The sequence below is a fragment of the Hoeflea sp. IMCC20628 genome, from assembly GCF_001011155.1.
Lineage (GTDB): Bacteria > Pseudomonadota > Alphaproteobacteria > Rhizobiales > Rhizobiaceae > Hoeflea.
In genome coordinates, this window is the sequence record NZ_CP011479.1 from 2,116,929 (window position 1) to 2,143,489 (window position 26,561).

Sequence of the window (26,561 nt, forward strand, 5' to 3'; positions counted from 1 at the left end):
GTTACAATGCACAGCGTGACGCAACCATCGACTGACCGAACTGTCCTATCCTGCGATACAATTTTTACATTAGTCAAGGGTGGTGGCAAATGTATATTTTGCGTTGACAAAGGCTCCCCTTGCTGTCTAGCCTCTGTTACCCGAACGTTCATCTCCGATTTGGATGGCGCGTTCAACGGTGCAAACGGGAGGATCCAGAAATGCAGTTCAATATAATTCGACGCGGTGTGTGTGCAATTGCCGTTGCGGCCCTTGCAAGCGGCGGCTTTGTCTCCGCCGCCATGGCGCAATCAGTCACAGTGAATTTTCTTTCGGCGCAGAACGACGACGTGTTCCAGCCGGTGATCGACGCTTTCGAAGCGGCCAACCCGGACATCGACGTGGTCCACCAGACCGTACCTTTTGATGAGCTCAACACAGCGATTGAAACCCGTGTTGCGCGCGGAGACGGTACGATCGACATCTATGCAGCCGATACCCCGCGGATCCCGGCCTTCGCCTCTCGCGGCTATCTCCTCAACCTCGACGATACCAAGGACGAGATCACCGCAGCTGTACCGAGCGCGGTCGAACTGGAACTGGTCAGTCATCGCGGTTCGGTCTGGGCCTATCCAATGTGGACCTCGACCCAGTTGATGTATTTCAATCGCGATCTGCTGAAGGCTGCGAATCTGGATATGCCTGATGGCGGCACCTCGGCGCGCATGACCTGGGAACAGGTGACGGAAAATGCCAATGCGGCAAAGGATGCCGGTGCGGAATGGGGCATGATGTTCCAGCAGGTGGATCGGTACTACCAATTGCAAGCCCTGTTTGAATCATCAGGTGCGGGTAATGGTCTTACCGGCGACGATCTGCTTGAGCCGGACATGAACGGCGACAAGTGGGTGGAAACCGCACAATGGTATGCCGACATCTTTGAAAACGGCCTTGCGCCGCGTGGTGTCTCTCCCAGCCAGACGGACGATCTGTTCGCTCGCGGCAAGGTCGCTTATTATGTCGCCGGTCCGTGGGCCATTGCCGCCTTCAACGCTGCCGAAGGCCTTGATTACGGCGTTGCTCCGCACCCTTATTTCGAAGGTGGAAAGCAGGTTACACCGACCGGCGCTTGGGCTCTGGGCATCAATCCTCACGCTGACAATCTCGAGGCGGCGAAGAAATTTGCCGAATTCGTGACCCTGACAGCGGAAGGCTCGTTCCTGACGACCAAGAACTTCCCGTTGATTCCTGTCAATTCGGGTGGTTTTGAGAAATACGGCGTGGCCATTGGTGAGATGACCCCGAAGATTGGGCCGGCGCTGGACATCATGGCTCATGAAGGCATGGAAACGGCTGTCGCCCGCCCGCGCACAGTCGGATTCGTCGCCTTCGAAACCGAGATGAACCGCATGTTTTCCGATGTTCGCAATGGAGCGGATGTGAAACAGGCACTGGACGACACCCAATCGCGCCTCTCAGGTCTGCTGCCGCGCCAGCGTTGATCATTGAAGCCCCGGCCCGCACCTGAGAAAACCGGTGCGGGCCGGCATTGCGTAAAGCTGGCGATCTCGAGGAGACGCGTGTGACCCGTTCCAGAAAAATGATGATTCTGCTCATGTTTCTCGGTCCGACTCTGGCCGCCGTGATTGTGTTGCGTCTCTGGCCGGCATCCATGGCGATGCTGGAATCGCTTTATGCGCCGCGCGCTCAGACGATGAGCTTCGAGAATTACACCTACATTTTCGGTGACCCGCTGTTTCAAAAGAGCATCATGGTCACACTGATCTATTCAATCATTGTCAATCCGTTGCAGATCGCCATCGCGCTGGCGCTGGCGCTGCTGTTAAACGTCTCTATCCCGCTGATCGGCCTGTGGCGGACATTGATATTGCTGCCGGTCGCCATTCCGCAAAGTGTGTCGGCGGTGGTCTGGGGCATCGGACTGCGTCCCGACGGACCAGTCAACGGGCTGCTGGTCGCGCTCGGACTTGGCGAGCAACGCTTCCTGACCTCGCCCGATCAGGCTCTTGGCTCGATCATCCTGATCGTCAGCTGGATCGGCATCGGTTACTGGATGACCTTCTTGTTGGCCGGCTTGCAGGACATTCCCAAATCTCTTTATGAGGCAATTCGCATCGACGGTGCCAATCGCTGGCAGCAATTCCGCTATATCACGTTGCCGCAATTGCGTCGCACACTGACCTTCGTGCTGGTCGCCAACACAGTCTCAAATTTTCTGGTGTTTGCACCAGTCCAAATCCTGACCCAGGGTGGCCCGCAGGGCACCACCAATCTGATCATGAACGACATCTATACCCGCGGCTTTGTATGGGGCGACGCCAGCAGCGCATCGGCGGCAACGGTTGTCCTCGTCAGCCTGGTGCTGCTGGTCGTACTGATGCAATTCCGCCTGATGCGCGCACCAGAGGACAAAGCGGCATGACCATCCGACCCGGACGCCTTTTCAGAACCGCCTGCATCATACTGGTCTCGCTTCTGTTCTTCCTGCCGGTGTGGTGGGTTGCTGTCAGCGCATTGCGGCCGCAAGAGGAGATATTCAAATACCTCTCGCCGCTGAGCCCGTGGACATTGTGGCCGCGTGACGCAAGCCTGACCTACATGATCGAACTCTGGCAGGGCCCTTTCGCCACCGCGATCCTCAACTCGATCTACATCACCGTGGTGACGCTGGTGATTGGATTGCTGATTTCGGCGATGGCCGGGTTTGCGCTGGCAGTGATGAATTTCCGCTTTCGCGAAACCATCTTCTTCGTGATCGTTGTCAGCTTTCTGATCCCGTTTGACGCGATCGCGCTGCCGCTGTTCGGCATCCTCAACAAGGGTGGTCTTCAAAACACCTATACGGGCCTGATCCTGCCCGGTATCGGCAACGGGCTGGCCGTGTTCTTGTTTCGGCAGTTCTTCATGGGCATTCCCAAGGAAATCCGCGAAGCAGCACAGATCGACGGTATGGGCTGGTTCGGCATCTTCTGGCGGATCTATCTGCCGCTGTCGCGTCCGGCGATCATCAGCGCCGGGTTGATCCTGTTCGTGTTCCAGTGGCAGGCCTATCTCTGGCCTCTGATCATCGCTCCGGCGCCCGAATACAAGGTGGCGGCCATCGCCATCGCGCAGTTTGCTGACTTGTATGGTGTGAATTACAGCCTCATTTTTTCCGCAGCATTCTTTATCTCGTTGATACCGATGCTGGTTCTGGTTGTCTTCCAACGCTACTTCACCGCTTCTGTTGCCTCCTCATCGAGTAAAGGGTGATCACCTATGAATTTGTGAGGCCTGGCTCGGATTGTCTGAACAGATTCAGTGGAGTTTGCCTCGCTTCTGGTAGGGGTTTCATGCGGCCTTTCGGGTTAGGTTTAGTCGGGGTGCAACATCGTTTGGCGTCAAGTTTCCGAGCGATGCATATGGCCCGCGTCAGAGCAACGAATGTCGATCGACAAGAATTTGCAGCGAAGCTCTAAACTCGCAAGCTGACGCAATTCATTCAATACCATGACGCGTTTGAATTTGAAGTTTTCTGGCTGTAGTGGTGACGCTCCTGGTTGAGGCTGATGCGTGAGCAGAAACGAATTTCGGTAGACGTCTCATACGCCGGAACCGCAGCATCGCCCGCTCCCTTCTTCTTTACGGTTGGTGCGAACTCTGATCTGCGCCGTCAGAAGCGCGAGGACCTACAGCATATTCTGTTTTCTTTACTGCTTCTCGTCATCACGGGCGGTACGATCTGGATTATCGGCAATCTTAGCATGCGGATATAGGTCGTGCTCAAGGCTGGGCACGCCTGCTTTCAGGCGAGACCCGGAAGAACAGCCTTCGTCCCGACCATGATCATCTCCACAGCGATCGCCAACAGGATCATGCCCATAAGACGCGACATGATCACCCGCATCGTGTCGCTGAGGGCTTTGCCGAAAAAGGCCGCAAAAAAGAACACGACAAACAGCATTGCCAGAATGCCGCCGACGATCCCGCCGATGGCGATCAGGTCTTCAAATCCCTTGGCGTGTCCAGTGTAGATGATCAGCGTTGCGATGGTTCCCGGACCGACGATCATTGGAAACGTAATGGGATAGAAGGCAAGTCCGGACAGTTCCTGCATGTGGTCCTGCTCTTTTTCAGTACCATGATGCGAGGAAACGCTATTACCGTTCAACATCGTCCAGGCGATATGTGCCAGCACCACGCCACCGGCGATGCGAAACTGATCGACACTAATGCCGAAAAAATCAATGATCTGTTGGCCTGCGAAAAGAATTACCACGCACATGGCGGCAGAGAAAAGTGCAACTTTCGCAGCCAGCTCGCGCTGTTGAGTCACCGTAAAACCTGCCGTGAGCGCCAGAAACATCGGCAGGTTTACAAAAGGATTCATGATTGCAAAGAATGCCCCAAAGGCTTTCGTCAGTTCAGCGTAGTCCATGTCGGCTCCTTGCCTCATATTTTTTTCGGCCCTGGCTTGTCTTCCCCATCAGGCGCTCCCCGATTATGGGCCAAAAGGAGGAGGAATTTTTCCAGGGCAAGAGCTCATCACAATGGAAATGCCGATGAGCTGCTCTCAGTTGAAATCGGCAGAGTGTTGCCGATCGCGCAATGAGCAGCGGATCCCGTATAGCCTCTACGTCATACCAGATCGTTAGCAAACCACTTTGCTTCTGGGCTCGGCTGCGAACTGGCCGGTTTCCGGTTTGCAAGGCGGCAACGTCCAGCGAGCCTCCAACGCCGGTCTGCTCGACAAACGATCCCTCCCTATTCCTGGCTGTGACCAGCAAATGGGGGCTGTCTGACGTCAGCGCCCGTGGGACAGATTTGAGGATTTGAACAACGGAGGATTTCTGGTTCATCTTACCGATTGGGAGATCGAGATGAGACAGAAGCCTGAAACATCGAAGAACGCAGCTGACAAGCTGGTCAAGAACATCCGCCGCAAGACCCGCCAGACCTATTCAGCGGAGGAAAAAATCCGTATCGTTTTGGCGGGTTTGCGTGGAGAGGAAAGCATCTCGGTGCTGTGCCGCCGCGAAGGTATCGCCGAAAGCCTGTATTACAGCTGGTCGAAGGAGTTCCTGGAAGCAGGCAAGCGCCGGCTCTCGGGTGACACAGCACGGCAAGCGACGTCGCCGGAAGTAAAGGACCTTCGCTCTGAAGCCTTGGCGTTGAAGGAATGCGTCGCCGATCTGACCCTGGAGAACCGCCTGCTCAAAAAAAGCATGACAGGTGCTGGGGAGGACGAGGCATGAGATACCCTGCGACCGAGAAGCTTGAGATCATTCGCACGGTCGAAGGATCGCACCTGCCAACCAAGCAGACCCTCGATATGCTGGGCATACCGCGCACCACTTTTTACAGATGGTATGATCTTTACCTCGACGGTGGGGTTGTTGCCTTGGATGATCGGTCTCCACGGCCGAAGTCGGTCTGGAACCGTATCCCCCAAGACCGGCGTGATGACCTGATTGAGTTCGCGCTGGAACACGAGGCGCTGACGACCCGGGAGCTGGCAGTCAAATACACTGATGAGAAGCGGTATTTTGTCTCTGAATCATCGGCTTATCGTATCCTGAAGGAAGCCGATTTAATCACCGCACCGGCCTATGTGGTGATCAAGGCAGCCAATGAGTTCAAAGACAAAACTATCGCCATCAATGAGATGTGGCAGACCGACTTCACCTACTTCAAGATCATCGGGTGGGGCTGGTATTACCTCAGCACGATCCTGGACGATTACAGCCGCTACATCATCGCCTGGAAGCTTTGCACAAACATGCGGGCCGAGGACGTGACAGACACCATTGAACTGGCGCTTCAGGCATCGGGCTGCGACCAGGCCGTCGTGCGCCACAAACCGCGCCTGCTCAGCGATAACGGGTCATGTTACATCTCTGGCGATTTGGCTGAATGGCTGGAGGACAAGAAGATGGATCACGTTCGTGGAGCCCCGTTCCACCCGCAAACCCAGGGAAAGATCGAGCGATGGCATCAGACGATGAAGAACCGGGTCCTGCTGGAAAATTACTATCTGCCAGGCGATCTTGAACGCCAGATCGAGGCCTTCGTCGACTACTATAACAACAGGCGCTACCACGAGAGCTTGAAGAACGTCACACCCGCCGACGTCTACTTTGGGCGCGACAAAGCCATCTTGAGAGAAAGGAAAGAGATCAAGAAGCTGACAATCCGCCAACGTCGCTTGCACCATCAAAAACAAGCGGCATAATCAGTCACACAAACGAACCAGAGCCTCCAATACTCAAGCCGCTCTGATGTCCCATTTTATCTGACGACGGACAATGCTGATCGGCGGCGCCGGGATCGACAGCTATGATGGCGGGACGGGAAGTGACACAGTCAACTTCATTGGATCGGCTGGGTGGGATATAGATCTCGCCGCCGGAACCGCCACGACTCTGTCTGGAGGTACTACCGAGACGCTCACCTCGATAGAGAACGTCATCGGATCAGACGGAAACGACACGATCCGGGGCACCACCACTGCGAATGATCTCAATGGTGGTGGCGGCGATGATTTGCTGATTGGTGGCTACGGAATCGACGCTCACGACGGCGGTGCAGGCAGCGATACTGTTCGGTTCAGTGGCAATGTAGGGTGGACCGTTGACCTCGGCGCAGGAACGGCAAGCGTCGGCTCTATTGTTGAGTCCCTGACCAGCATCGAGAATGTCATCGGCTCGGCTGGTGGCGATCACATCACCGGTACGTCGGGTGCCAACCGCCTTATCGGGTCCAGCGGCGACGACATGCTGATCGGCGGCGCCGGGATCGACAGCTATGATGGCGGGACAGGCTCTGACACGGTTAGCTTCATCGGGGCGGCGGGCTGGATGATTGATCTGGATGCAGGAACCGCCACGACGCTCTCGGGCGGGACCACAGAGACGATCACCGCCATCGAAAACGTCATCGGCTCGGGCGGCAATGACACGATCCGGGGGACTGCATATTCAAATAGTCTTGATGGCGGCAACGGCGACGATATACTGATCGGCGGCGGCGGGGTGGATGATTTTTACGGTGGCGCGGGCTTTGACACAGTCGACCTGTCGGGCAGCAATTCGAAATGGAGGGTGGACCTTGCCAATGAGGAGGCCACACTGACCACGGCCTCGGGGACGAACTACTCTGTCGATTTCACCAGCATCGAAAATGTTATCGGGCCCCGTAACAGCGTAACCCTGCTTGGGACAACCGGAAACGAAGAAGCCAGCGGCGGAAATTTTGCCGATGTCTTCTATACACGCGGCGGTGTTGACGAGTTCCATGGCGGACTTGGCGATGACACCTTGTCATTCAGTGGTTATGGCGAGGGACTGACCATTCGCAGTTCATCCGGGTATGCCCGGCTCGGTGACGGTACCGAGGTGACGAACTTCACCGGGATGGAAAACATATTCGCGACGTCTTTCGACGATGATATTTCCGGTACAGCGGGCGCAAACAAGATCCTTGGCCGTTCAGGCGCCGACCGGATCAACGGCGGCTCCGGCGACGATGACATTCAAGGCGGCCTCGGGCGGGACTTGTTGACCGGAGGACGCGGCAACGACCGCATCGACGGCGGCAGCGATACCAACGATTATGCTTTCTTCAGCGGCAACCAGAACCAGTATAACATCTCCACTTCGGCTGACGGTGTAACCACTGTCGAATGGATCGGTCCCGGCAGCGGCGATGGCACTGACACGCTCACGGGCATCGAGTTCCTGGGCTTTGATGACGGGTTCTTCTATCTGTGAGGCTTGACCGTTCGGTGAACAGACTTTCCGGGGACAACATAACTACGTCGTTCGGACACGTCCGCGCTGGATGCAAATCAGCGAGACAGCCCCGGCGCAATACGCCGTGGGTATTTGGCCAAGCGATATTTGCAGTCAAGGACAACTCGGATGTTACGGTATGTGGTCAAGCAACCTGTCCTGAACGGACATGAACACCTTTTGAGCGCAGGATGAGCCCGTCAAGCAGGCGCAAACAGCACACGCAACTCGACCGGATACGGCTTGCCCATGACGGTCCTCCTTCCGTCGGCAGTGTGAATCACAGATCAAGAAGCCTGGGAATCCTGTACCTGAAAAGCTGCAACGTGATTTAAAGGGTGTCAGCGCGAAGTTGATGGTCGAGCCGCTGTCTGAATGATTTGAGGCAGCGGGGGTAGTGAGAGCCACGGCGACTGAAGTCACCGTGGCTGGTCATTTGTTGGCGCTATCGCAGATCGGCTGGCAACAGGGCTTCGGGCAGATTCTGGTAGCATACCGGACGCAGGAACCTGCGGATCGAGAGCGTGCCCACCGACGTCGCACCGAAATTGGTCGATGCCGGATAGGGTCCGCCATGCACCATTGCATCGGCCACCTCAACGCCTGTCGGGAAGCCATTGGCCAAGACCCGGCCTGCCTTGCGCTCGAGGATCGGCATCAGCGCCCGGCCCTGTTCGATGTCGCCGTCGTCCATATGAAGTGTGCAGGTAAGCTGGCCGGACAGGCTCTTGGCCACAGCAACCATCTCGTCAAAATCGGCAACGCGCACGACAAGACCAAGCGGTCCGAAGACTTCCTCGCCGAGCACTTCATTGTCGAGCCAGTCCTTGCCGGTGGTGGCGAAGAGATAAGGCGTGGCGTTGCGCAGGTCGCAGGTCGAGGTCAGCAGTTCCTGCACACCGCTGGCGGCAGCAACCCGGTCGCGGCCCGAGCGGTAGGCTTTTGCGATGCCATCGGTCAGCATGGTCTGTGCGCCGACTGATCCAAGCGCAGCCGTCGAAGCTTCGACAAAGGCGTCGGCTTCGGGGCTGTCAATGATGACTGAAATACCGGGATTGGTGCAAAACTGCCCTGCTCCCATACTAAGCGATCCGGCCCAGCCCTTGCCGATGGCTTCGCCGCGCGCCTTGACGGCCTGCGGCAGCAGGAACATCGGGTTGACCGACCCAAGTTCGCCAAAGAACGGGATCGGATCCGGGCGCTGGGCGCAGAGGTCGAACAAGGCGCGTCCGCCCCCCAGTGAACCGGTGAAGCCAACGGCCTTGATCAGCGGATGCTGAACCAGGCTTTGACCGGTTTCGCGGGTGCCGCCCTGGATCAGCGAAAAGATGCCCGGGTGCATGCCCAGCTTCCTGATTGCCGCATCGATGGCCTGGGCAACGATTTCACCGGTGCCGGGATGGGCGGAATGGCCCTTGACCACAACCGGGCAGCCTGCGGCCAGTGCTGCTGCGGTGTCGCCGCCAGCAGTCGAAAAGGCCAGCGGGAAATTCGAGGCGCCAAACACGGCAACCGGGCCGATCGGACGTTCGATCATGCGCAGGTCTGGACGTGGCAGGGGTGCGCGATCGGGCAATGCTTCATCATGGCGGCGATCCAGATAGTCGCCCTTTTCGATGTGGCTGGCAAACAGCCGCAACTGGCCGGTGGTGCGGCCGCGCTCGCCATTCAGGCGCGCTTCCGGCAATCCCGACTCCTGCGTGCCGATGACTGTGAGTTCAGCACCGCGGGCTTCGATTTCGTCAGCAATGGCATTGAGCAGCGCTGCACGTTCGGCGCGGGTCGAATAGCCAAAGCTCCAGAATGCTTCTTCCGCAGCCTTTGCCGCTGCGTCGACATGGGCGGGCGTGCCGACCGAGTATTCATGGGCGTCGCCATGCGCCGGTTCGGACGAGAACTTGGCGTCTCCATCAACCCAATCGCCAGCAATCAGATGTTTTCCGGTAATCATGTTTGGTATTCCCACTTGGTAATCTGGTTTCAGACGGTTCAGCCGAGCTGTCTATAAGCCTCATTCCAGGGCAATGACATCAAGATCGCCCGCAAGCTGCAACAGGCGGCTTCTGGCGGTCCGACATCGGCTTTAACGGGTGACGCACCATTTCGATGGCGATCACCCCTCCCTCCCTGAAAACCACTTTTGCGGCCCGAAGTCCACACTGCGGTTCTGATGAATGATCAAAGGCAGACATTTTTGCCTCTGCGCCAGTGCTGCAAGCATATCGTCCGCAATCGGGCATTCAATCTTGAAGCGTTTGTCCGAGCAGGGGCGACACTGGACAAGATGGCTTGCTCGTTGACCTGACTGCGTGGCGCAGTGGGCTAACAAATCACTCGATAAACGGTTCGACTGTCACCCGCTTGCCCATGAGAAATGCATCGGCAACATGGGTCAATGGCGCCAGATCCATATCGATGGCCGCGTCCCGCACCAGCTTGGCCATTTTGGCGTAAAGCCGCGGATACTCGCCGACCAGTTGATTGCCGTCCGTGGCAGTGTTTTGCTTGCGTCCGTCGATCGTCAGCGTGGCACCGCCTTCCGACAGCACCAGCCTGCCCTGGTCGGTCTCGATCTCGATGTTCCAGAACTGATCGCCTTGCTTGCGAAAATCGAATTCGGCGCTCACTTGCGCGCCATGCGGATGCGCGAATGTCATATTGGCGGCAATCGGTGTCTGGCAATTTTCCGGAACCAGCAGTTCCGACGACAAGACGTGGATCGGATCGGCGAGAATTTCCGTGACGATGGACAGCGCATTGCTGCCCGGATCAAACACCCCAAGCCCACCTGCCTGCCAGATCCAGGTCTGGCCGGGATGCCATTTGCGCACATCCTCTTTCCAGATCACCTCAAGACGCCGCAGGGTCTTGCCTGAGACCCAGTATTTGGCGGTGGCGACCATGGCGGCTTCGCGGGAATGCCAGGTCGCATAGATGGAGACGCCGGCTGTGCGGGCCATGGCTTCAAGCGCATGGCATTCCGACAGCGTCGCGCCGGGCGGTTTTTCCAGCATCACATGGCGTCCGGCGGCAATCGCGGCTTTGGCATATTCAAACCGCGGCACCGGCGGCATGCACAACGACACCACGCCGATATCGGGCCGGGCGTCGAGCATCTCTGCAAAATCATCGTATGCTTCGATGCCATCGACAGTGCCATGCCGGGAAACGGTCGCCGCCAACTCCCATTCCGGTGACGCGGTGATGGCCGGAACATGCTGGTCGCGGGCGATTTTGCCAATGCCGGCAAGGGCGATCTTGGTTGACATCAATGCGGGTCCTTTCCAAAGGGGAATCACGGAAGCCGATGGCCTGATCACTACGCCGTTTGGCGCAAAATCAACGTTGAGCAGCAGAGCGGTTGAATGACCTGGTTTTTGCGGCCATGAGCGCAGTAGCTGAACCGACCAGCGACCTCAGTTTGTATCAATGAAAACGCTGACGCTTGCTGCACGACCTTCGCCGTCCATCACCGTCAGCGTTGAGGCGCCGGCGCTGTCAGGCATCCAGTTCAGCACACGTCGGCGCGTCGGTTTTGGCAAGGGCTCGCCATTGGCAATCAGCCGGTAAGGAGCTGCGCCGCCCTGCAGCTTGATCACCAGCGGCCTTAACAACCCCGAACTGGTTGAACCCAACGCCACCCGAGCTCCCTGCGGCGGATAGACAATCCGCGGTGGCAACGACCCATCCGCAACGGTACTGACGGCCTGATCACGCGCCTTGTATTTCCTCAGCGCGAAGGGCAATTCGGCGTGGGATTGCGCGATCATTCCCGGCGGCGCTGCCGGGAACTTGACCTGGTCACGCCCGGTCCGGGCGAAGCCCTCGAACAGCAGAGGCGCGGCACTGGCAATGCCCGACAGGCCGGGAACAGGCGAGGCGTCGGCGCGCCCGACCCAGACGCCGAGCACATAGCGTCCGTCGAAGCCAACTGCCCATGCGTCGCGGTAGCCATAGGATGTGCCGGTCTTGTAGGCGATTGCGATGCGCGGCGCGCCCTGCGGCGCTCCGACGCCTGTCAAAATATCGGCAACGCGCCAACTTGCTTGCGGCTCCATCACCGGATGTTCGAACGGTGGCTTTAGTTCGACGACAGAGCCGTCGCGCAACACCCGTGCGGTGCCGTTGTTGACGAACGCGGTATAAAGCTGAACCAGATCGCGCAGGCTCACCCCTGCCCCGCCAAGACCGATCGCCAGCCCCGGCGCGCCGCCGGGTGGCAATTCCAGCTCTGTTCCGCCTCGCCGCAGCCGCGCCAGCAACCGTTGCGGTCCGACAGCTTCGAGAAGCCGCACCGCAGGTACATTGAGCGAATATTGCAGCGCCTGCCTTATGCTGACCTCGCCCATATAGTCGCGGTCGAAATTGCGCGGCCGGTAGCCGGCAAAATCCGCAGGCGTGTCATCAATCATCGTCTCGGGTGCAATCAGCGCGTCCTCGAATGCAAGGCCGTAGATAAAGGGCTTGAGCGTTGATCCGGGCGACCGCACGGCACGGGTCATGTCGATGGCGCCGGAGCGCTGGGCATCAAGATGGCCGGTCGACCCGATCGAGGCGAGAATGTCGCCGGTTCGGCCATCAGCCAGCACCATGGCCAGCGACTGCTTTGGCCCCAACCGGGCCGCAGTGTCCGTCGCCAGTTGTTCGAGCCGGTTCTGGATGCCTCCGTCGAGTGTCAAGCGGATCGTTCGTGCATCGGGTTGCATGCGCAGCGCCAGATCGGCGGTATGGGCAGCCAGATCCGGCATCTCCAGCCGCCGTGACGGCACCAGCGCCGCTGAAGCCCGGTCTATTTCACTGGCGGGAATCAGCCCGGCATCGCGCATGCGGGCGAGCACCCGGTCGCGCGCCAGCCTTGCCTGCTCGTGCTGCCGGTCCGGTCGCCGCGATTCAGGCGATTGCGGCAAGGCCACAAGCAGTGCCGACTGCGCCAAGGTGAGTTTCTTCGGTTCCCGACCAAACCAGGCAAGGCTCGCAGCCCTCACGCCCTCGAGGTTGCCGCCATAGGGCGCCAACGTCAGATAGAGAGCGAGAATCTCGTCCTTGTTCATGCGCCGTTCGATCTGCAGCGCCCGAACCGCCTGTCTGAGCTTGGCTTGTAGCGAGCGTTCGGCCCTTGGCTCAATCAGCCGCGCCAGCTGCATGGTGATGGTCGAACCGCCCGAAACAATCCGTCCATTGGACACCAATTGCCATGCAGCGCGCGCCAGCGCCACCGGATCGACGCCCCGATGCGAGCGGAAGCGGTGATCCTCATAGGCGATCAGCATCTTGATGTAATCCGGATCGATCTGGTCGAGCCTCACCGGCAAGCGCCAGACGTCACTGTCCGTGGTGTAGGCGCGCAGCAAGCCATTGTCGCGGTCAAGTACTTCGCGGGACACCTGTCCGGCAACCTCAAGCGGTGGCGGATAGGCCTGGTCGCCACGATCCAGTGCAAACAGCGCCAGCCCGGTGATCACAGCCAACAGCACTGCACCGGCCGCTGCCAGACGCCAGGAGCCGGTGCGGCGTGGTTTGCTCATGGCTGGCCGAGCACCTCCAGAACGCCGGTGGCGGTGCGGGCGGCGAGTTCGGGACGGTACATGTCCTCGACCACGGCGGCCGGCTGCGCGTAGATGCCGGGTGTGGTGGCGCGTACCACGTAGGCCGCGACAAAGTCACGGTTTGATGATCCGGTCCGGTCGAAGGCCGCCATGAAGCGGTCAGTGCGAAATTCCGCATGGCTGGCCGAGGTCTCACCCAGCCACGGGAAGTTGCCGAGTTCGGCACTGCCGACCAGACGCGGATTGTCGATTGCAAAGCCGGCCGGCAGCAGGTCGGTTACAATGACGCGCGATGGCCAGGCATTTATCTCCCGCATTTGCAGCACGACCAGAAAGCGCTCGTTCTGATTGACCGAGGAGATCGATGCCGGTTGGCCATCCAGCGTGTAATAGCTCCGATTGATCGAAAAGCCGTTGCCACCGGCGCTTAAGGGTTGTGCGGGGGCCGCGATGGTGGTCACCACCGCATCGACCGGATCAGGCCCCTGATTGACGATGGTTACAGGATTGGCGCCAATCTCTTCGCCGCTCATCCGCACATCATAGGCACCCGCATAGACACGGCCATTGACGTTGACGGATATTGACCGGTTGCCCTCGGTGATCGCCCGCGCCGCAAGCACCATCCAGGCGTCTTCCTGGGTGGAAGTCGAAGTCCGCGCCGATTTGGCGTCACTGACAAAACGGATCAACTCCGGCACAACGCCCGGCGTGGGCGTGGATTCTGCCGCAAGCGCCAGCATCGCCGCGCCATCACGAAGTGCTGATCCATAATCATTGCGCCCGCCGACCAGTCTGGCCGTCGACTGGGCATGCGTGAATGCCGAGCGGAAACTTTCCTCCGCCCGTTGTGGATCGCCGTAAAGCGACAGGGCCGCACCGATCTGGGCGCGGGCCAGTGGTTGAGCGAATTCATCGATCTGGCTGTCGGAATAATACCGCAAATCCGTAACCGCAGCCTTACGATTGCGCGCCAGCACATAGAGCGCATAGGCAATAGAACTGCCATCGGACCCAACATCGGTCGTGTAGGACAACGTATTTTGCAGGTTGTCGAGCGCCAGACGGCTGGCCACCGGCGGAACCGAGAAACCTTTTTCGGCGGCACGGGTGAGGAAGTCGGTAACATAGGCATCAAGCCACAGATCGCCCGAACCCGGCCCCCAGAGGCCGAAGCTGCCCGATGCCGACTGATAGGCGACAAGCCGGGTGATCGCGCCCTCGATCCGTTCACGAATGGCGTCGGCATCGTCACCGCCGCCACTTTCGCCAAGATCGCTCAAATACAGCAGCGGCAAGGCCCTGCTGGTGGTCTGCTCGGCGCAGCCATAGGGATAGCGGTCAAGCGCCATCAACAGCGAAGCCACGTCGAAGGCGGCGTTGCGGGTGACGCCGACGGTCACCGATGCACCGTCAAGCAGGCTATCGGCCAGCAATTCGCCGTCAATCCGAAGCGTTCCGCCATTGCCGGCAAGGCTGATGATCCGCTTTGTGGTCACTGGCATCGCAGCCGGTCGGACCATCACTATTTCTTCGCGGTCAAGTGCCAACCCGTCTGGGCCGGTCAGCGCGATGGTGATGGTGTCCGATCCGCTTGCAAGCCCCTCCAGAGGCATGACAAGGCTGCTACGGGCGCCGCTGCGCAGCGTGAAATCCTGTCGCATTCCATCGCCGCTGCTGACGCGCCCGGACGCGGTGAACAGTTCGAGCCCGTAGGTTCCGGCCGGGCCATCGGTATTGGCCAGTTCCACCAGGATTTGCGACCGGTCACCCGGCGCCAGGAACTGCGGCAGGCTGGCGGTGATGACCACCGGATCGCGCACAATGACGTCCTTGGTCGCGTGTCCGACCCCGCGGCTGCTCCAGGCAACCACATTGACCCGGACCGTGCCGTTAAACTGCGGCATGTCGAACGTCACGCTGGCATTTCCATCGGCATCGACCTGAACCGGGCCTTCGAAAAACGCCACCAGTTTTTCACGCGATGGACTGCCTTCCGAGCGCATCATCGGCCCGTCACCGCCCGAGCGCACCCGGCCGGTCACCCCGGCGGAGCCGTCGATAAGACGGCCATAGATATCGCGAATTTCGAGCCCCAGCGCACGCTGGCCAAAATACCAGTCTTCCGGGTTCGCCACTGTGTGGCGGGTCAGGTTGAGAATGCCGACATCGACAGCCGAAACGGTCACAAAGGCGGCCTCACCTGCGGGCAAACCGGCCAGCGTGACCGGAACCGTAAACTCCGTGCGCGGCTTGGTCTGTTCCGGCAGATCGAGCGTCACCGACAATTGCCGGTCGCCCGGATCGACACTGAGCCATTTCACCCCGATGGCGCGCATCGGCAGGCGCGATTCTTCATCTCCGGGCCGGTAGAGCGTGGCGGTCACATAGGCACCCGCGCCCCAGTCGTCGGTGACCGGCAATGCGATTGTGGCGCCATCTTCACCGACGGCTGCAGTGACCGTGGTGATCAACCGTTCAGACCCGACCGTGATCAGCGCCTGGCCGGCAAAGCGTGGCGAAATCCGCAATTGCGCCGTCTCGCCAACGCTGTAGCGGTCCTTGTCGAGTGCGATCTCAAGGCCGTCCGGTGTTTCCGTCGATTTGGCTTCTACATGCCAGCCGGCATCAAACAGCACGCTGGCTTCCGCGCCATCGGCGCTGGCGACGTCAAGCCGGTAGCGGCCCCAGTCGACATTGGCAGCAATGCTCGCTGCGGATTCGGCTGCAATATCAATGTCGCCATCGGCGATTTCAGTGGTGAAATCCACCACTTCGTAGTTCCACGAATTGCCCTGACGGTACCACTGATAATTCCGCTCGATGCGCACCAGCGACCATGTCGACCCGGGCATGGCGATGCGCGAACCCTGGGCGTCAATGGCAATCACCTGGAACGCGGCCTCGCTGCTTTCAGCCACCTGTCCGTCATCAAATTGCGGATTGATGCCGATACGCGGTCCGTCAGCGGCGACCTTGAGTTCGACTGTGCGTTCCACGGCGCGGCCGCCGCCTTCGGAAGCACGGATGGTCACATCGGCCTTGAGAAACTGCGTTGTGACCGGCAGTTGCCCCAGATCGATGTCGACGACCGACTCCCCTGATGGATCAAGCGGCGACAGCGTGTCGAGTTGAATGCGTGAATTTTCGAATTCCTCGTCGGCAAGCCCGAACTCATAGCCCTGGTAGGATGCAAGTGACCGGGTCCGGCTCAGCACGATCTCGCCTTCGGTGGACAGCCCGCCTGCGGGTGCACCGTAAAGATACCGGCCCTTCACCGCGATTTGAGCCGGCGCATCCGGGCTCACCACAGCATCGCCGGCATCCAGTTCAATCTCGATCCGGTCAGGCTGAAAATCTTCGACCAGGAACGAGACCTCGGCAATCGCCGGACGCTTCGGATCGGTGTGTAGAGCCGCCCGCCAGGCGCCCTGCATGGCATTTTCAGGAAGATCAATCGCCAGTGCGTGCCCGCCAAGAGTTGCTCCGTCCGAAACAACCCGGCGATCCTCGACCCCGTCGGGCCGCTGCACGATGACAGTCAGCGGCAGATTGGCCAGAGCTTCGGTCTTGCTGTCCCTGGCTAACGCCGCGAGATGAACGGTTTCACCCGCACGGTAGATGCCGCGCTCGGTCCATGCCATGACGTCGACGCCGCCGGGTGAAGCCCGGCCGGCCACGCCGCGATCGGAGAGGTCAAAGCCGCTGCGGGTCAGGTCGAGAAAGACAAAGTCGCCTTCCGGCCCCTTGGCCAGAAGCGCAGCAGGCGCCAGGCCGGATTGACCGCGGATCAAGCCGGGCTGGAAGGTGGCGCGGCCATCGGCATCGGTGACAGCTTCGCCCAGCACCTCGTTGTTGCGCGCAAGCAGCGTCAGCTTGACTGATCCAAGAGGTTCGGCTGAATCAAGCGAGCGCAGGAACACCGAGAGGCCGTCATCTCCTGCGAAAGTCGTCACCCCGATATCGGAAATCACGAACCACTGCGTAGCGCGGGAATCCCAGTGCTCGCTCTTGTCGCCCAGCGGCACGGCGGTCAGCACATAAACACCCGGTTCGCGTTCGGGCAACACTGTTTCAACCGGGATGCTGGTGATCACTTCGCGATTGGAGACGCTGGCAATATCGATTGCCCCTTCCCAGACTGCGGAGCCGACATCCTGCAAAATATTTTCTATCGCATAGCTGTCCAGCTGGTTGAGGAAATCCGAACCGCTGATGATCCGGGACAACGCCCGGTCGCCGACACGAAACAATTTCAGCTCCGCTGACGGCGCATTGATGGTGACAAGCGGAATGCCCAGCCGGGATTTGGCGGGAAGCACGAAATTGGAGCCGGTAAAGCGAGCTGCCGGCGACCGGTCGCGCACGTAAAGCGACAGCTCCACCGGCGCTTCGAGTGTTTCATCGACCGCTGACGGCAGTCCCTGACGCAACACCAGCCGGTAGCGCTGGCCATGCTCAAGCCCGTTGACACAGATCTGGCGGTCGTCGGTTTCAATGGCGACACCACTGGCGCCGTCGATGCTGACAAACCGGGAGTAATCCTGGCCTTTGACAAGATTTTCCGAAAACTGGACGCAGACGCGCGGCGTTTCACTGTCGGCGTCGACGGAATTGTCGACCACCCGAAAGCCGTAATTGGCCCGCAATTCGGCATAGGTGGAGCGCAATGCAGGCACTTCGCGCAGTTCAAGACTTGCCCGGTATGCCGAGATCGCCGGACGCCAGTTTCCGACGCCTTCAAATGCTTCCCCCAGTGCAGCAAGGGAATTAGCACGCGCCGAAACGGTCCGCGATGTCTTGTAGGCATTGATCGCCGCAGAAACGGCCACCGAGCGCAGGCTCTGGGTCAGTTTGGAATCCTGCGGCGCATAGGCGGACGCGGCTCTTGAAAGTTCAGCCCAGGTCGAGCTCTGCTCCGGATCGGCGGCCACGGCGATGGCGAAATTACGAACAGCGCCTTCCCTGTCGCCAGCGGCAATGGAGGCTTCGGCCAGGCGCAGAAGCATTGTCGCACGCTGGCCGGATGAGCTGTCGCGGGCGACGATGCGATCCCGGTAGGTCCGCGCCGCGTCAAGCAGAGACGCCGGCACAAAGGCAAGGTCCGGCGCTGCACCAAGATCAGTTTCGGCTGCACCGGTGACAACCCTGCCCGCCACCGCGCCTGTAAAGGAATTCAGCGTGTCGTAATCGGATTTAAGAAAGCACCACCCGGCCTTGACGTTGTAAGTGAAGGCTTTGCATTGCCGGTCACCCAGACAGATGGTCTCGCATTCCTCCAGTGCAATCCCCTGGACAGTCCGAAGATCATATCCGAAATAATCCGCATCCTGCGTGGTTTCGATGCGGCGAGAGCCCTCCTGGGCCATCACTGGCGCCGACAAACCAATGGCGCAGACGAGTAGCAAGATCCGGTGAATGGCAGACATGAAACCTCCCGAGCCCGACATCAGGCGGGCAATTTCAATTCTTCCTGCCCAGCGGCGCGCTCTTTGGCGGCGCGGCCAACCAGGCACTTGAATTTCAAAGCAAGACTAGGGCCGGAATGCGGCCATGGGCAAGGATTTTCGGCTCGGGCCCGCATGATTGCCGTAACAATGACCAAGCGCGGTCAAAAAAATGGCTCGGCATATTGCCGGACCTGATAAAAGTCAGGTAGGTTTGGTTATTCACAATGCTCTATGCGCTGTTGCGAGTCGTCGCATTGCATCTGTCTGTGAGGTCTTTATCGCGGCAACGCAACACGACCCTTTTACGGATGTCTGAAACATCCTATATGAGTCCTGGACACCTTATAAAACAAAGTTGACCGAGTAAAACATATGGCACTCCCTCATATCAAGACCGACATGAATGCGGAAGAACTCAATGTGCTGCTGACCCAGGCACGCAAGGCTAGTGATCTGCTCAAGTCGTTGAGCCATGAAACACGGCTGATGATTTTGTGCATTTTGGCCGAAGGCGAGAAATCCGTCTCCGAACTCGAGGAAATACTGGCAATGCCCCAAGCTGCGGTGTCGCAGCAATTGGCGCGTCTGCGTCTCGACGGCCTGGTCGACACGAGACGGGAAGGACGGATGATCTACTATTCGATCCTCAATCACGAAGTCTCATCGGTGATCGGTACGCTTTACACGCTGTTTTGCGCTCCTGTCCGCGACGGAGCTGATCAGCCAATGTGAAACGGCGTAACACCGCCGGCATCCATTTACATACGCGCTGTAACTCTTTGAATTGATGCATGGACCTTATCTTTCAAGTGCATCCATTTGAACGCGACATGCATCAGGCGCTCCCGACGATTTGAAATCAAAGACTCTGGACCAATAATAAACCCGATCGAGTTGCCCCGATCAGGTTCATGATCTCGTCTGCCATTGTATGGACCCGAATTTCGGGATCAGGCGACCGCGCGCGCCAATGCGCACTGCGACCACAACTCGCTCAAGGCCCCGGCAAGATGCTGGATGTCACCGTCGGAGTGCATCGGTGTCGGCGTGATGCGCAGGCGCTCAGTCTTGACCGGCACCGTTGGATAGTTGATCGGCTGCACATAGATCCCGTGCTGGTCCATCAGGACATCGGAAATCCACTTGCATTTCGAGGCATTGCCGACCAGCACCGGAACGATGTGGCTGGGATTGGGCATGTGCGGAATGCCACGGACGTCCAGCGCCCGGCGCACCTTCGCCACTGCGTCCTGATGCCTGCGGCGCTCTAGCTGGCTCGCCTTGAGGTGGCGGATCGAAGCTGCTGCACCGGCGGCAAGCGACGGCGGCAAGGCGGTGGTGAAAATGAAGCCCGACGCAAAGCTGCGGATGAAATCACACAGGGCGCGCGTACCGGTAATGTAACCACCCATGACGCCAAAGGCCTTGCCAAGCGTGCCCTCGATCACGGTCAGGCGATCCATGATACCTTCGCGTTCGGCAATGCCGCCGCCGCGCGGACCGTACATGCCAACGGCGTGGACTTCGTCGAGATAGGTCATGGCGCCAAATTCATCGGCCACGTCGCAAAGAGCACTGATAGGCGCGATGTCGCCATCCATCGAATAGACGCTTTCGAAAGCAACCATCTTGGGTGCTGCCGGATCGTCCAGCGCCATCAACCGGCGCAGGTCTTCGGGATCATTGTGCTTGAACACGCGTTTTTCGCAGCGCGAGTGGCGAATGCCTTCGATCATCGAGGCGTGATTGAGAGCATCGGAATAAACGATAATGCCAGGGATCTTGCTGGCCAGAGTGCCAAGTGCTGCCCAGTTGGACACATAGCCCGACGTAAAAATAAGGGCGTCTTCCTTGCCATGCAAATCGGCAAGTTCGTTCTCCAGAACCACATGATAGTGATTCGTGCCAGAAATATTGCGGGTCCCGCCAGCGCCGGCGCCGCAGCGCTTGATGGCTTCCTGCATCGCGCCTGTAACCAGCGGATTCTGGCCCATGCCAAGATAATCATTGGAACACCAGACCGTCACATCCTGTGTCGATCCATCAGCGCGATACCGCGTGGCCCGCGGGAATCCGCCTGAGTGGCGCTCTATATCGGCAAAAACCCGGTAATTGCCTGCTTCACGAAGGCCCCCCAGCTTTTCCTCGAAAAATGCTTCAAAATCCATGGCATTAACCCTATATGTCGCTTCCAACATGCAAAACATCAACCTGTCCGTCAACCCGAAAAACAGATTTTCGATTCTGGCATATGGTCGCACGACCTGCCGGACACTTGCCTTGTCCTATGTCAAATCGTCGTAGCGGTTTATGCGCTCCAGTCCGTTGATTGATCCACCAGCGGACCGGAGCGCCTATTCGGTCGAACTCAGAGATAGGTCGATCGTTCCAAAGGTGTGATTTCGTTGTCGAATGCCTTGAGTTCCTCTCGCTTGATATCGGCGAAAATCTTCTGCAATTCCGTCCCGAACAAGCGGCTGACGAAGTCAGACTGCTCGAAATCCTCGATGGCGTCATCCATGTCGTCGGACAATTGCGGCAGCGGCACATTATAGGCGTTGCCCTCCACCGCCGGTGGCGGCATGATTCCGTTCTCGATGCCTTCCAGCATTCCGCCCAGCACACCGGCCAGCACAAAATAGGGATTGGCGTCAGCACCGGACATCCGGTGCTCAAGCCGCCGCGCCTTGTCCTCTGAGGCAGGAACCCGGACCACGACCGAACGGTTGTTACGTCCCCAGGCAATCCGGGTTGGCGCATAGGAACCGGGCTGCAGACGGCGGTAGCCGTTGAAACCGGGTATATAGAGCAGCAGCGTATCCTTGAGCGTCGCCAACAGCCCTGCGGCTGCATGTTGAAGCAGAACGTCGCCTGCCTCTCCGGCGAAGATGTTGTCTCCGTTTGCATCGAGAACGCTGGCATGGACATGCATACCGTTGCCCGGCCATTCGAGAAACGGCTTGGCCATGAAGGTGGCGCGGAGTCCGAACTTGTGCGCGCATTCGGTGATCACCCGGCGCAACAGCACAGTGTCATCGGCGGCCGCCATTGCATCGTCGCGATGCTTGAGGTTGACCTCGAACTGGCCAGGTGCGGCTTCCTTGATGATTGTGTCTATCGGCAAACCCTGGGCCACCGCGGCTGCGCGAATTTCGGCAAACAGGTCACTCTGGCCGCGCAATTCGGACAGCGAATACATTTGCTGCTGTTCGGGGCCTGGTCCGAGATCCTTGCCCATGCGGCCGGACCGCTGGAACACCGCCGGGTCAACCAGATAGAACTCAAGCTCAAACGCGGTCACCGGCCGCAGGCCTTTGGCCGTGAACCGGTCGACAATGCCTTGCAGCACATGCCGGGGATCGTATGTGCAGGGCTCGCCGGTTTCGGTATACATCGACATCAGCACTTGGGCAGAGGGGCGCGGCGCCCAGGGTGCCACGTTGATTCTCCCGGGAATTGCACGGCAATAGCCATCGGTATCGCCGGTCTCGATATGAATGCCGGTTGATTCGACCTCCCTGCCCCAAATATCCAGCCCGAAGATCGACAGCGGCATGTTGATGCCCGGACTGCCGGCCTTGTTCAATGCTTCGGTCGGGCCCCATTTTCCGCGCATCACGCCGTTGATGTCCGGGATCAGGAAATCAACCGATTCGATGTCGGGATTTTCGGCAAGAAATTGTGCCGCCTCATCATTATTGGGAAGAATTGCGGGTTCGTTTTCCGTTCTGGCGCTCTCGCGCATAATGTCACCATGCCCCTTCAGGACTTTTGTTTGCCGCCGTGCTGCGCCAACCACGTTCAATCAGACGCGTAACGGATGCAGTACCACTTTGAAGCAATGCATTGTAGGTTGCCGTTCAAATGAATTCATTCGAACGGCGGATGCAGTCGCCGGATGTCGCGGTGCTTGTCCGCGTCGAAAAATTGTGCACACACTCAAATAAAGGTCAAACTGATTTCCTAGAGACCTATCTCACAATTCAATCAGGAAAAAAACAATGCGCGTCAATGTGTCTTCTCACGATCTCAAGGTTTCCGATCACAAACACCACCTTCACCCGTTCACGGACCACGGAGCTTTGGGCATTGACGAACGTCGGGTCATCTCGCGTGCAGACGGCGTCTGGCTGTGGGACACGGATGGCAACCGCATGCTTGATGGAATGGCCGGATTGTGGTGCGTCAATGTCGGCCATGGCCGCCAGGAGATCGTCGAGGCTGTCCGCTCCCAGATGAGCGAATTGTCCTATTACAACACCTTCTTCAAGACCACGCACCCGCCGGTGATCGAACTGTCGGAATTGCTGGCTGGTATCGCGCCCGACCACATCAACATGGTGCTTTATTCCGGCTCCGGTTCGGAAGCCAACGACACGAATTTGCGCCTGGTACGCACCTATTGGGCGCTGCAGGGCCAGCCATCCAAGAAGGTGGTGATCAGCCGCAAGAACGCCTATCACGGCTCCACCATGGCCGGCGCCTCGCTTGGCGGGATGGGCGCCATGCACAGCCAGGGCGGCCTGCCGATACCGGATATTCATCACATCGCCCAGCCCTACTGGTTCGGCGAAGGCATGATGACCGACATGAGCGAAGACGAGTTCGGCATCTGGGCGGCACGTGAACTCGAGCGCGCCATCGAGGAAATCGGCGAAGAGAATGTTGCCGCCTTCATCGCCGAGCCGATCCAGGGCGCCGGCGGCGTCATCGTCCCGCCCGCCACCTACTGGCCCGAGGTCAAGCGCATCCTTGAAAGCCGCGACATCCTGTTCATCGCCGACGAAGTGATCTGCGGTTTCGGACGTACAGGCGAATGGTTTGGTTCCGGCTTCTATGACATGAAGCCTGACCTGATGACGATCGCCAAGGGCCTCACATCCGGCTATCTGCCGATGGGTGGCGTGCTGGTATCCGACGAGATCGCCGAAGTCCTGCACCGAGACGGCGTCGAATTCTTCCATGGCTACACCTATGCCGGCCACCCGGCCTGCTGCGCGGCGGCCATCGCCAATATCAACATCATCAAGCGGGAAGGTCTGATCGAGCGCGTTCGCGACCATATCGGACCCTATTTCCAGCAGCGCTGGAAGGCGCTGGAGGAACATCCGCTGGTCGGCCAGGCCCGCGGCGTCGGCATGTTCGGGGCGCTGGAATTGGTGCCTGACGAGAACGACCTGAAGAAGCGCTTCGGCAATGTCGGCAAGGTCGGAACCATCACCCGCGATCATTCCTTCGCCAATGGACTGGTAATGCGCGCGGTGAGCGATTCACTAATCATCTCGCCGCCGCTGACCATCACCGAAGAAGAGGTCGATCACCTGATCGCTACCGCCAAAAAGACACTCGACGAAGCCTGGGACGACATCCGCAAGCAGGGTCTTGCCTGATACGGGAATGAGCCGAATTTATCCTTTACGCTTAAGCTTAACGCCGGGTTATCAAGCCCGGCGTTGGTGTTTGCGCTATGATCTTGTCATCTGCGAAGGAGATCATCGTGCGCACCACTCAACCCAGCCCCCTGGCAGCAAACAGATATCAGCGGAACGGCCTGCTGGACATGTTGCGCTTCGCCGCCGCGTTGATGTTGGTGATCTATCACTTCCTGTATCGCGGTGCTCGCGAGGGCGGTTACCTGGATCATTCCTTTGGCGCCGCCGGCGATTCAGTCGCGCTTGGCTATCTGGGCGTCAATCTGTTCTTCATGATCTCCGGATTTGTGATCATCTGGTCGGCAACAGGGCGTGACTGGTACGGATTTTCCATAAGCCGTCTGGCGCGGCTTTACCCCGCCCACCTGGCGGCGATGACAGTCACGTTTCTGGCGATGACATGGTGGGCCGAAGCGCCCTTCACCACCAATGCGTTGCAATGGCTAGCCAATCTGACCATGGTGGCGCCGATCTTCGGGGCTTCGTTCATGGATGGGGCATACTGGTCGATCGTCATTGAATTGATCTTTTACGCCTGGGTGGTCATCGGGTTGTTCACCGGGGTATTGCCACGCCATACCGACGTGGCGGTAGCCGTCTGGTTGGCGCTGGTCGTCGCCAACAACATGATCATCGGGTCGCGCCCGATCGAGCTGATGTTCCTGACCGAATACGGAGCCTATTTTGCCCTTGGCGCCATGGTCTGGCGGATATCTTCATTGGGCGGCAGCCGATTGCGCCTGTTCCTGGCCGGGCTGGCGCTGGTCATGACCTTCCACACTGCCGAGGTACAGCGGCTCGATGTCATTGCCCGGCTTGACGAAGCCTCTACGGCACTGACGGTGGCTTTGGCAAATGCCGGCATCGTCATCCTGTTTGTGCTGGCGGCGACACTGGGCCGCCATGTCAAAGCCGGACCCTGGGCTCTCGCGCTGGGCGGCATCAGCTATCCACTTTACCTGGTTCACCAGAATGCCGGCTACATCCTGATCAACGTCAGTGCGCCGGCAGTCGGCAAATGGGCGGCGTTTGCACTCGCGATTGCAATGTCACTGACTGTAAGCTGGTGGATTTACCGCCACGTCGAGCCAACTGGACGCCGGATCATTCGCGGGCTGTTTTCCCCCGCTGCACGTTTCCTGCCCCGCACCATGACGCAATACCCCGCGCCGGCCGAATAGCGGCTGCAAGAAGACGGGGCAAAAAGAAGGGGCGGCCAATGCAGCCGCCCCCGTTTTCTTGATTCCAAGGTGCCAAACCTGGCTTACTTGGCCAGTTGGTCGTCAATTCCCTTGACGTAGAAGTTCATACCGGAAAGCTCACCGTCTTCGGCGACAACGCCATCAGCAAGCCATTCGGTACCGTCCTGCTTGGTGATCGGGCCGGTGAAGGGGTGGAATTCACCGGATGTGATCTTGGCCTGGGTTTCTTCAGCCATGGCTTTCACGTCGTCAGGCATGTTGGTGTAAGCCGCCATCACGACGTGGCCTTCGGCCATTCCGCCCCAAGTCCGCGACTGCTCCCAGGTGCCATCAAGCACGGCCTGGATGCGTTCGAGATAATAGGGGCCCCATTCGTCAACGATGGCCGTCAACTGGGTTTCCTTGCCGAAGTTGTACATGTCGGATGCCTGTCCGAATGCATGCGCGCCACGTTCGGCGGCCACCTGCATTGGTGCCGTGGAATCAGTGTGCTGGGTCAGGATATCGGCACCCTGATCGAGCAATGCCTTGGCAGCATCGGCTTCCTTGCCTGGGTCAAACCAGGTATTGGACCAGATTACCTTCAGCTTGAAATCGGGATTGACCGACTGCGCGCCGAGCATGAAAGAGTTGATACCCTGAATAACTTCGGGGATCGGGAACGAGGCAATGTAGCCTGCAGTGCCGACTTCGGACACTTTCGCCGCGATCTGGCCGAGGACATAGCGGCCCTGATAGAAGCGGGAATCATAGGTCGCAACATTGGGGTGTTCGGTCTTATAGCCGGTTGCGTGCTCGAACTTGATCTCCGGAAAGTCCTTGGCGACCTTGTTGGTCTGATCCATGTAGCCGAAGGACGTGGTGAAGATGATGTTGCAGCCCGAACGGGCGAAACGTTCAATGGCGCGTTCGGCGTCTGCACCTTCAGGCACGCTTTCGAGATAAGCGGTCTCGACCTTGTCGCCAAGCTTTTCCTCGACAAACTGGCGGCCCTGATCGTGCTGATAGGACCAGCCGAAATCGCCTACTGGTCCGACGTAAATGAAGCAGGCCTTGACCTTGTCCATGGCTTCGGCATTTGCCGGAGCAGAGAAGCCGGCGAGCGCAGTGGCCGCGGCGAGGAGAAAAAACGTCTTCTTCATTGAGTTCACCCTGTCTGGTT

The 26,561-nt window shown here is 58.9% G+C and carries 16 protein-coding genes; 8 read left to right on the forward strand and 8 right to left on the reverse strand.

Annotated features, from left to right (window positions below):
- Positions 1–200: 200 nt before the first annotated feature.
- The 3 genes from IMCC20628_RS10040 to IMCC20628_RS10050 all read left to right on the forward strand — a co-directional run bounded on the left by IMCC20628_RS10040 (position 201) and on the right by IMCC20628_RS10050 (position 3,252).
- Positions 201–1,481 (forward strand): sugar ABC transporter substrate-binding protein, encoded by a 1,281-nt coding sequence (locus IMCC20628_RS10040; protein ID WP_052766381.1) that lies wholly within the window; start codon positions 201–203, stop codon positions 1,479–1,481.
- Positions 1,482–1,561: 80 nt separating this feature from the next.
- Complete coding sequence (locus tag IMCC20628_RS10045; RefSeq protein WP_156174468.1) at positions 1,562–2,422, forward strand: sugar ABC transporter permease; 861 nt, start codon at positions 1,562–1,564, stop codon at positions 2,420–2,422.
- A complete protein-coding gene (locus tag IMCC20628_RS10050) occupies positions 2,419–3,252 on the forward strand; it encodes a carbohydrate ABC transporter permease (protein ID WP_047030097.1) in 834 nt (277 codons plus the stop codon). The genes IMCC20628_RS10045 and IMCC20628_RS10050 overlap by 4 nt, the downstream gene beginning before the upstream one ends.
- A 532-nt stretch (positions 3,253–3,784) precedes the next feature.
- Here the strand turns inward: IMCC20628_RS10050 and IMCC20628_RS10060 are convergent.
- Positions 3,785–4,417, reverse strand: coding sequence for a MarC family protein (locus tag IMCC20628_RS10060; RefSeq protein WP_047030099.1), 633 nt, complete (start codon positions 4,415–4,417; stop codon positions 3,785–3,787).
- Between the two features lie 442 nt (positions 4,418–4,859).
- On the opposite strand from IMCC20628_RS10060, the gene IMCC20628_RS10070 reads away from it, so the two are divergent.
- Positions 4,860–6,211, forward strand: a protein-coding gene (locus tag IMCC20628_RS10070; RefSeq protein ID WP_156174385.1) for an IS3 family transposase whose coding sequence is annotated in 2 segments (ribosomal slippage) — positions 4,860–5,196 and positions 5,196–6,211 — 1,353 coding nt in all. Because the reading frame shifts where the segments join, the coding sequence is not laid out codon by codon here.
- A 73-nt stretch (positions 6,212–6,284) separates the two neighbouring features.
- Complete coding sequence (locus tag IMCC20628_RS10075; RefSeq protein ID WP_047030100.1) at positions 6,285–7,748, forward strand: calcium-binding protein; 1,464 nt, start codon at positions 6,285–6,287, stop codon at positions 7,746–7,748.
- A gap of 466 nt (positions 7,749–8,214) precedes the next feature.
- Here IMCC20628_RS10075 and IMCC20628_RS10080 read toward each other — a convergent pair whose 3' ends face one another.
- The 4 genes from IMCC20628_RS10080 to IMCC20628_RS10095 form a co-directional block, all read right to left on the reverse strand.
- Positions 8,215–9,720, reverse strand: coding sequence for an aldehyde dehydrogenase (NADP(+)) (locus IMCC20628_RS10080; protein WP_047030101.1), 1,506 nt, complete (start codon positions 9,718–9,720; stop codon positions 8,215–8,217).
- A gap of 379 nt (positions 9,721–10,099) precedes the next feature.
- A complete protein-coding gene (locus IMCC20628_RS10085) occupies positions 10,100–11,038 on the reverse strand; it encodes a Gfo/Idh/MocA family oxidoreductase (protein ID WP_047030102.1) in 939 nt (312 codons plus the stop codon).
- Positions 11,039–11,185: 147 nt separating this feature from the next.
- Complete coding sequence (gene pbpC / locus IMCC20628_RS10090; RefSeq protein ID WP_047030103.1) at positions 11,186–13,294, reverse strand: penicillin-binding protein 1C; 2,109 nt, start codon at positions 13,292–13,294, stop codon at positions 11,186–11,188.
- The gene (locus tag IMCC20628_RS10095) at positions 13,291–18,744 is read right to left on the reverse strand and encodes an alpha-2-macroglobulin family protein (RefSeq protein WP_047032449.1); all 5,454 of its coding nucleotides are present in this window, start codon (positions 18,742–18,744) and stop codon (positions 13,291–13,293) included. The genes pbpC and IMCC20628_RS10095 overlap by 4 nt, the downstream gene beginning before the upstream one ends.
- A gap of 393 nt (positions 18,745–19,137) precedes the next feature.
- On the opposite strand from IMCC20628_RS10095, the gene IMCC20628_RS10100 reads away from it, so the two are divergent.
- A complete protein-coding gene (locus tag IMCC20628_RS10100; RefSeq protein ID WP_047030104.1) occupies positions 19,138–19,497 on the forward strand; it encodes a metalloregulator ArsR/SmtB family transcription factor in 360 nt (119 codons plus the stop codon).
- Positions 19,498–19,715: 218 nt separating this feature from the next.
- Here IMCC20628_RS10100 and hemA read toward each other — a convergent pair whose 3' ends face one another.
- Entirely contained in the window at positions 19,716–20,933 is a 1,218-nt protein-coding gene (gene hemA, locus IMCC20628_RS10105) for a 5-aminolevulinate synthase (protein WP_047030105.1), read from the reverse strand.
- Positions 20,934–21,133: 200 nt separating this feature from the next.
- Positions 21,134–22,510 (reverse strand): glutamine synthetase family protein, encoded by a 1,377-nt coding sequence (locus IMCC20628_RS10110; protein WP_047030106.1) that lies wholly within the window; start codon positions 22,508–22,510, stop codon positions 21,134–21,136.
- A gap of 256 nt (positions 22,511–22,766) precedes the next feature.
- Between IMCC20628_RS10110 and IMCC20628_RS10115 the strand changes: the two genes are divergently transcribed.
- Positions 22,767–24,155: an aspartate aminotransferase family protein gene (locus IMCC20628_RS10115; RefSeq protein ID WP_047030107.1), complete on the forward strand. Its 1,389-nt coding sequence runs from the start codon at positions 22,767–22,769 to the stop codon at positions 24,153–24,155.
- Positions 24,156–24,262: 107 nt separating this feature from the next.
- Complete coding sequence (locus IMCC20628_RS10120; RefSeq protein ID WP_197078432.1) at positions 24,263–25,378, forward strand: acyltransferase; 1,116 nt, start codon at positions 24,263–24,265, stop codon at positions 25,376–25,378.
- A gap of 83 nt (positions 25,379–25,461) precedes the next feature.
- Here the strand turns inward: IMCC20628_RS10120 and IMCC20628_RS10125 are convergent, their stop codons facing one another.
- Positions 25,462–26,541 (reverse strand): BMP family ABC transporter substrate-binding protein, encoded by a 1,080-nt coding sequence (locus IMCC20628_RS10125; protein WP_047030108.1) that lies wholly within the window; start codon positions 26,539–26,541, stop codon positions 25,462–25,464.
- Between the last annotated feature and the right edge of the window lie 20 nt (positions 26,542–26,561).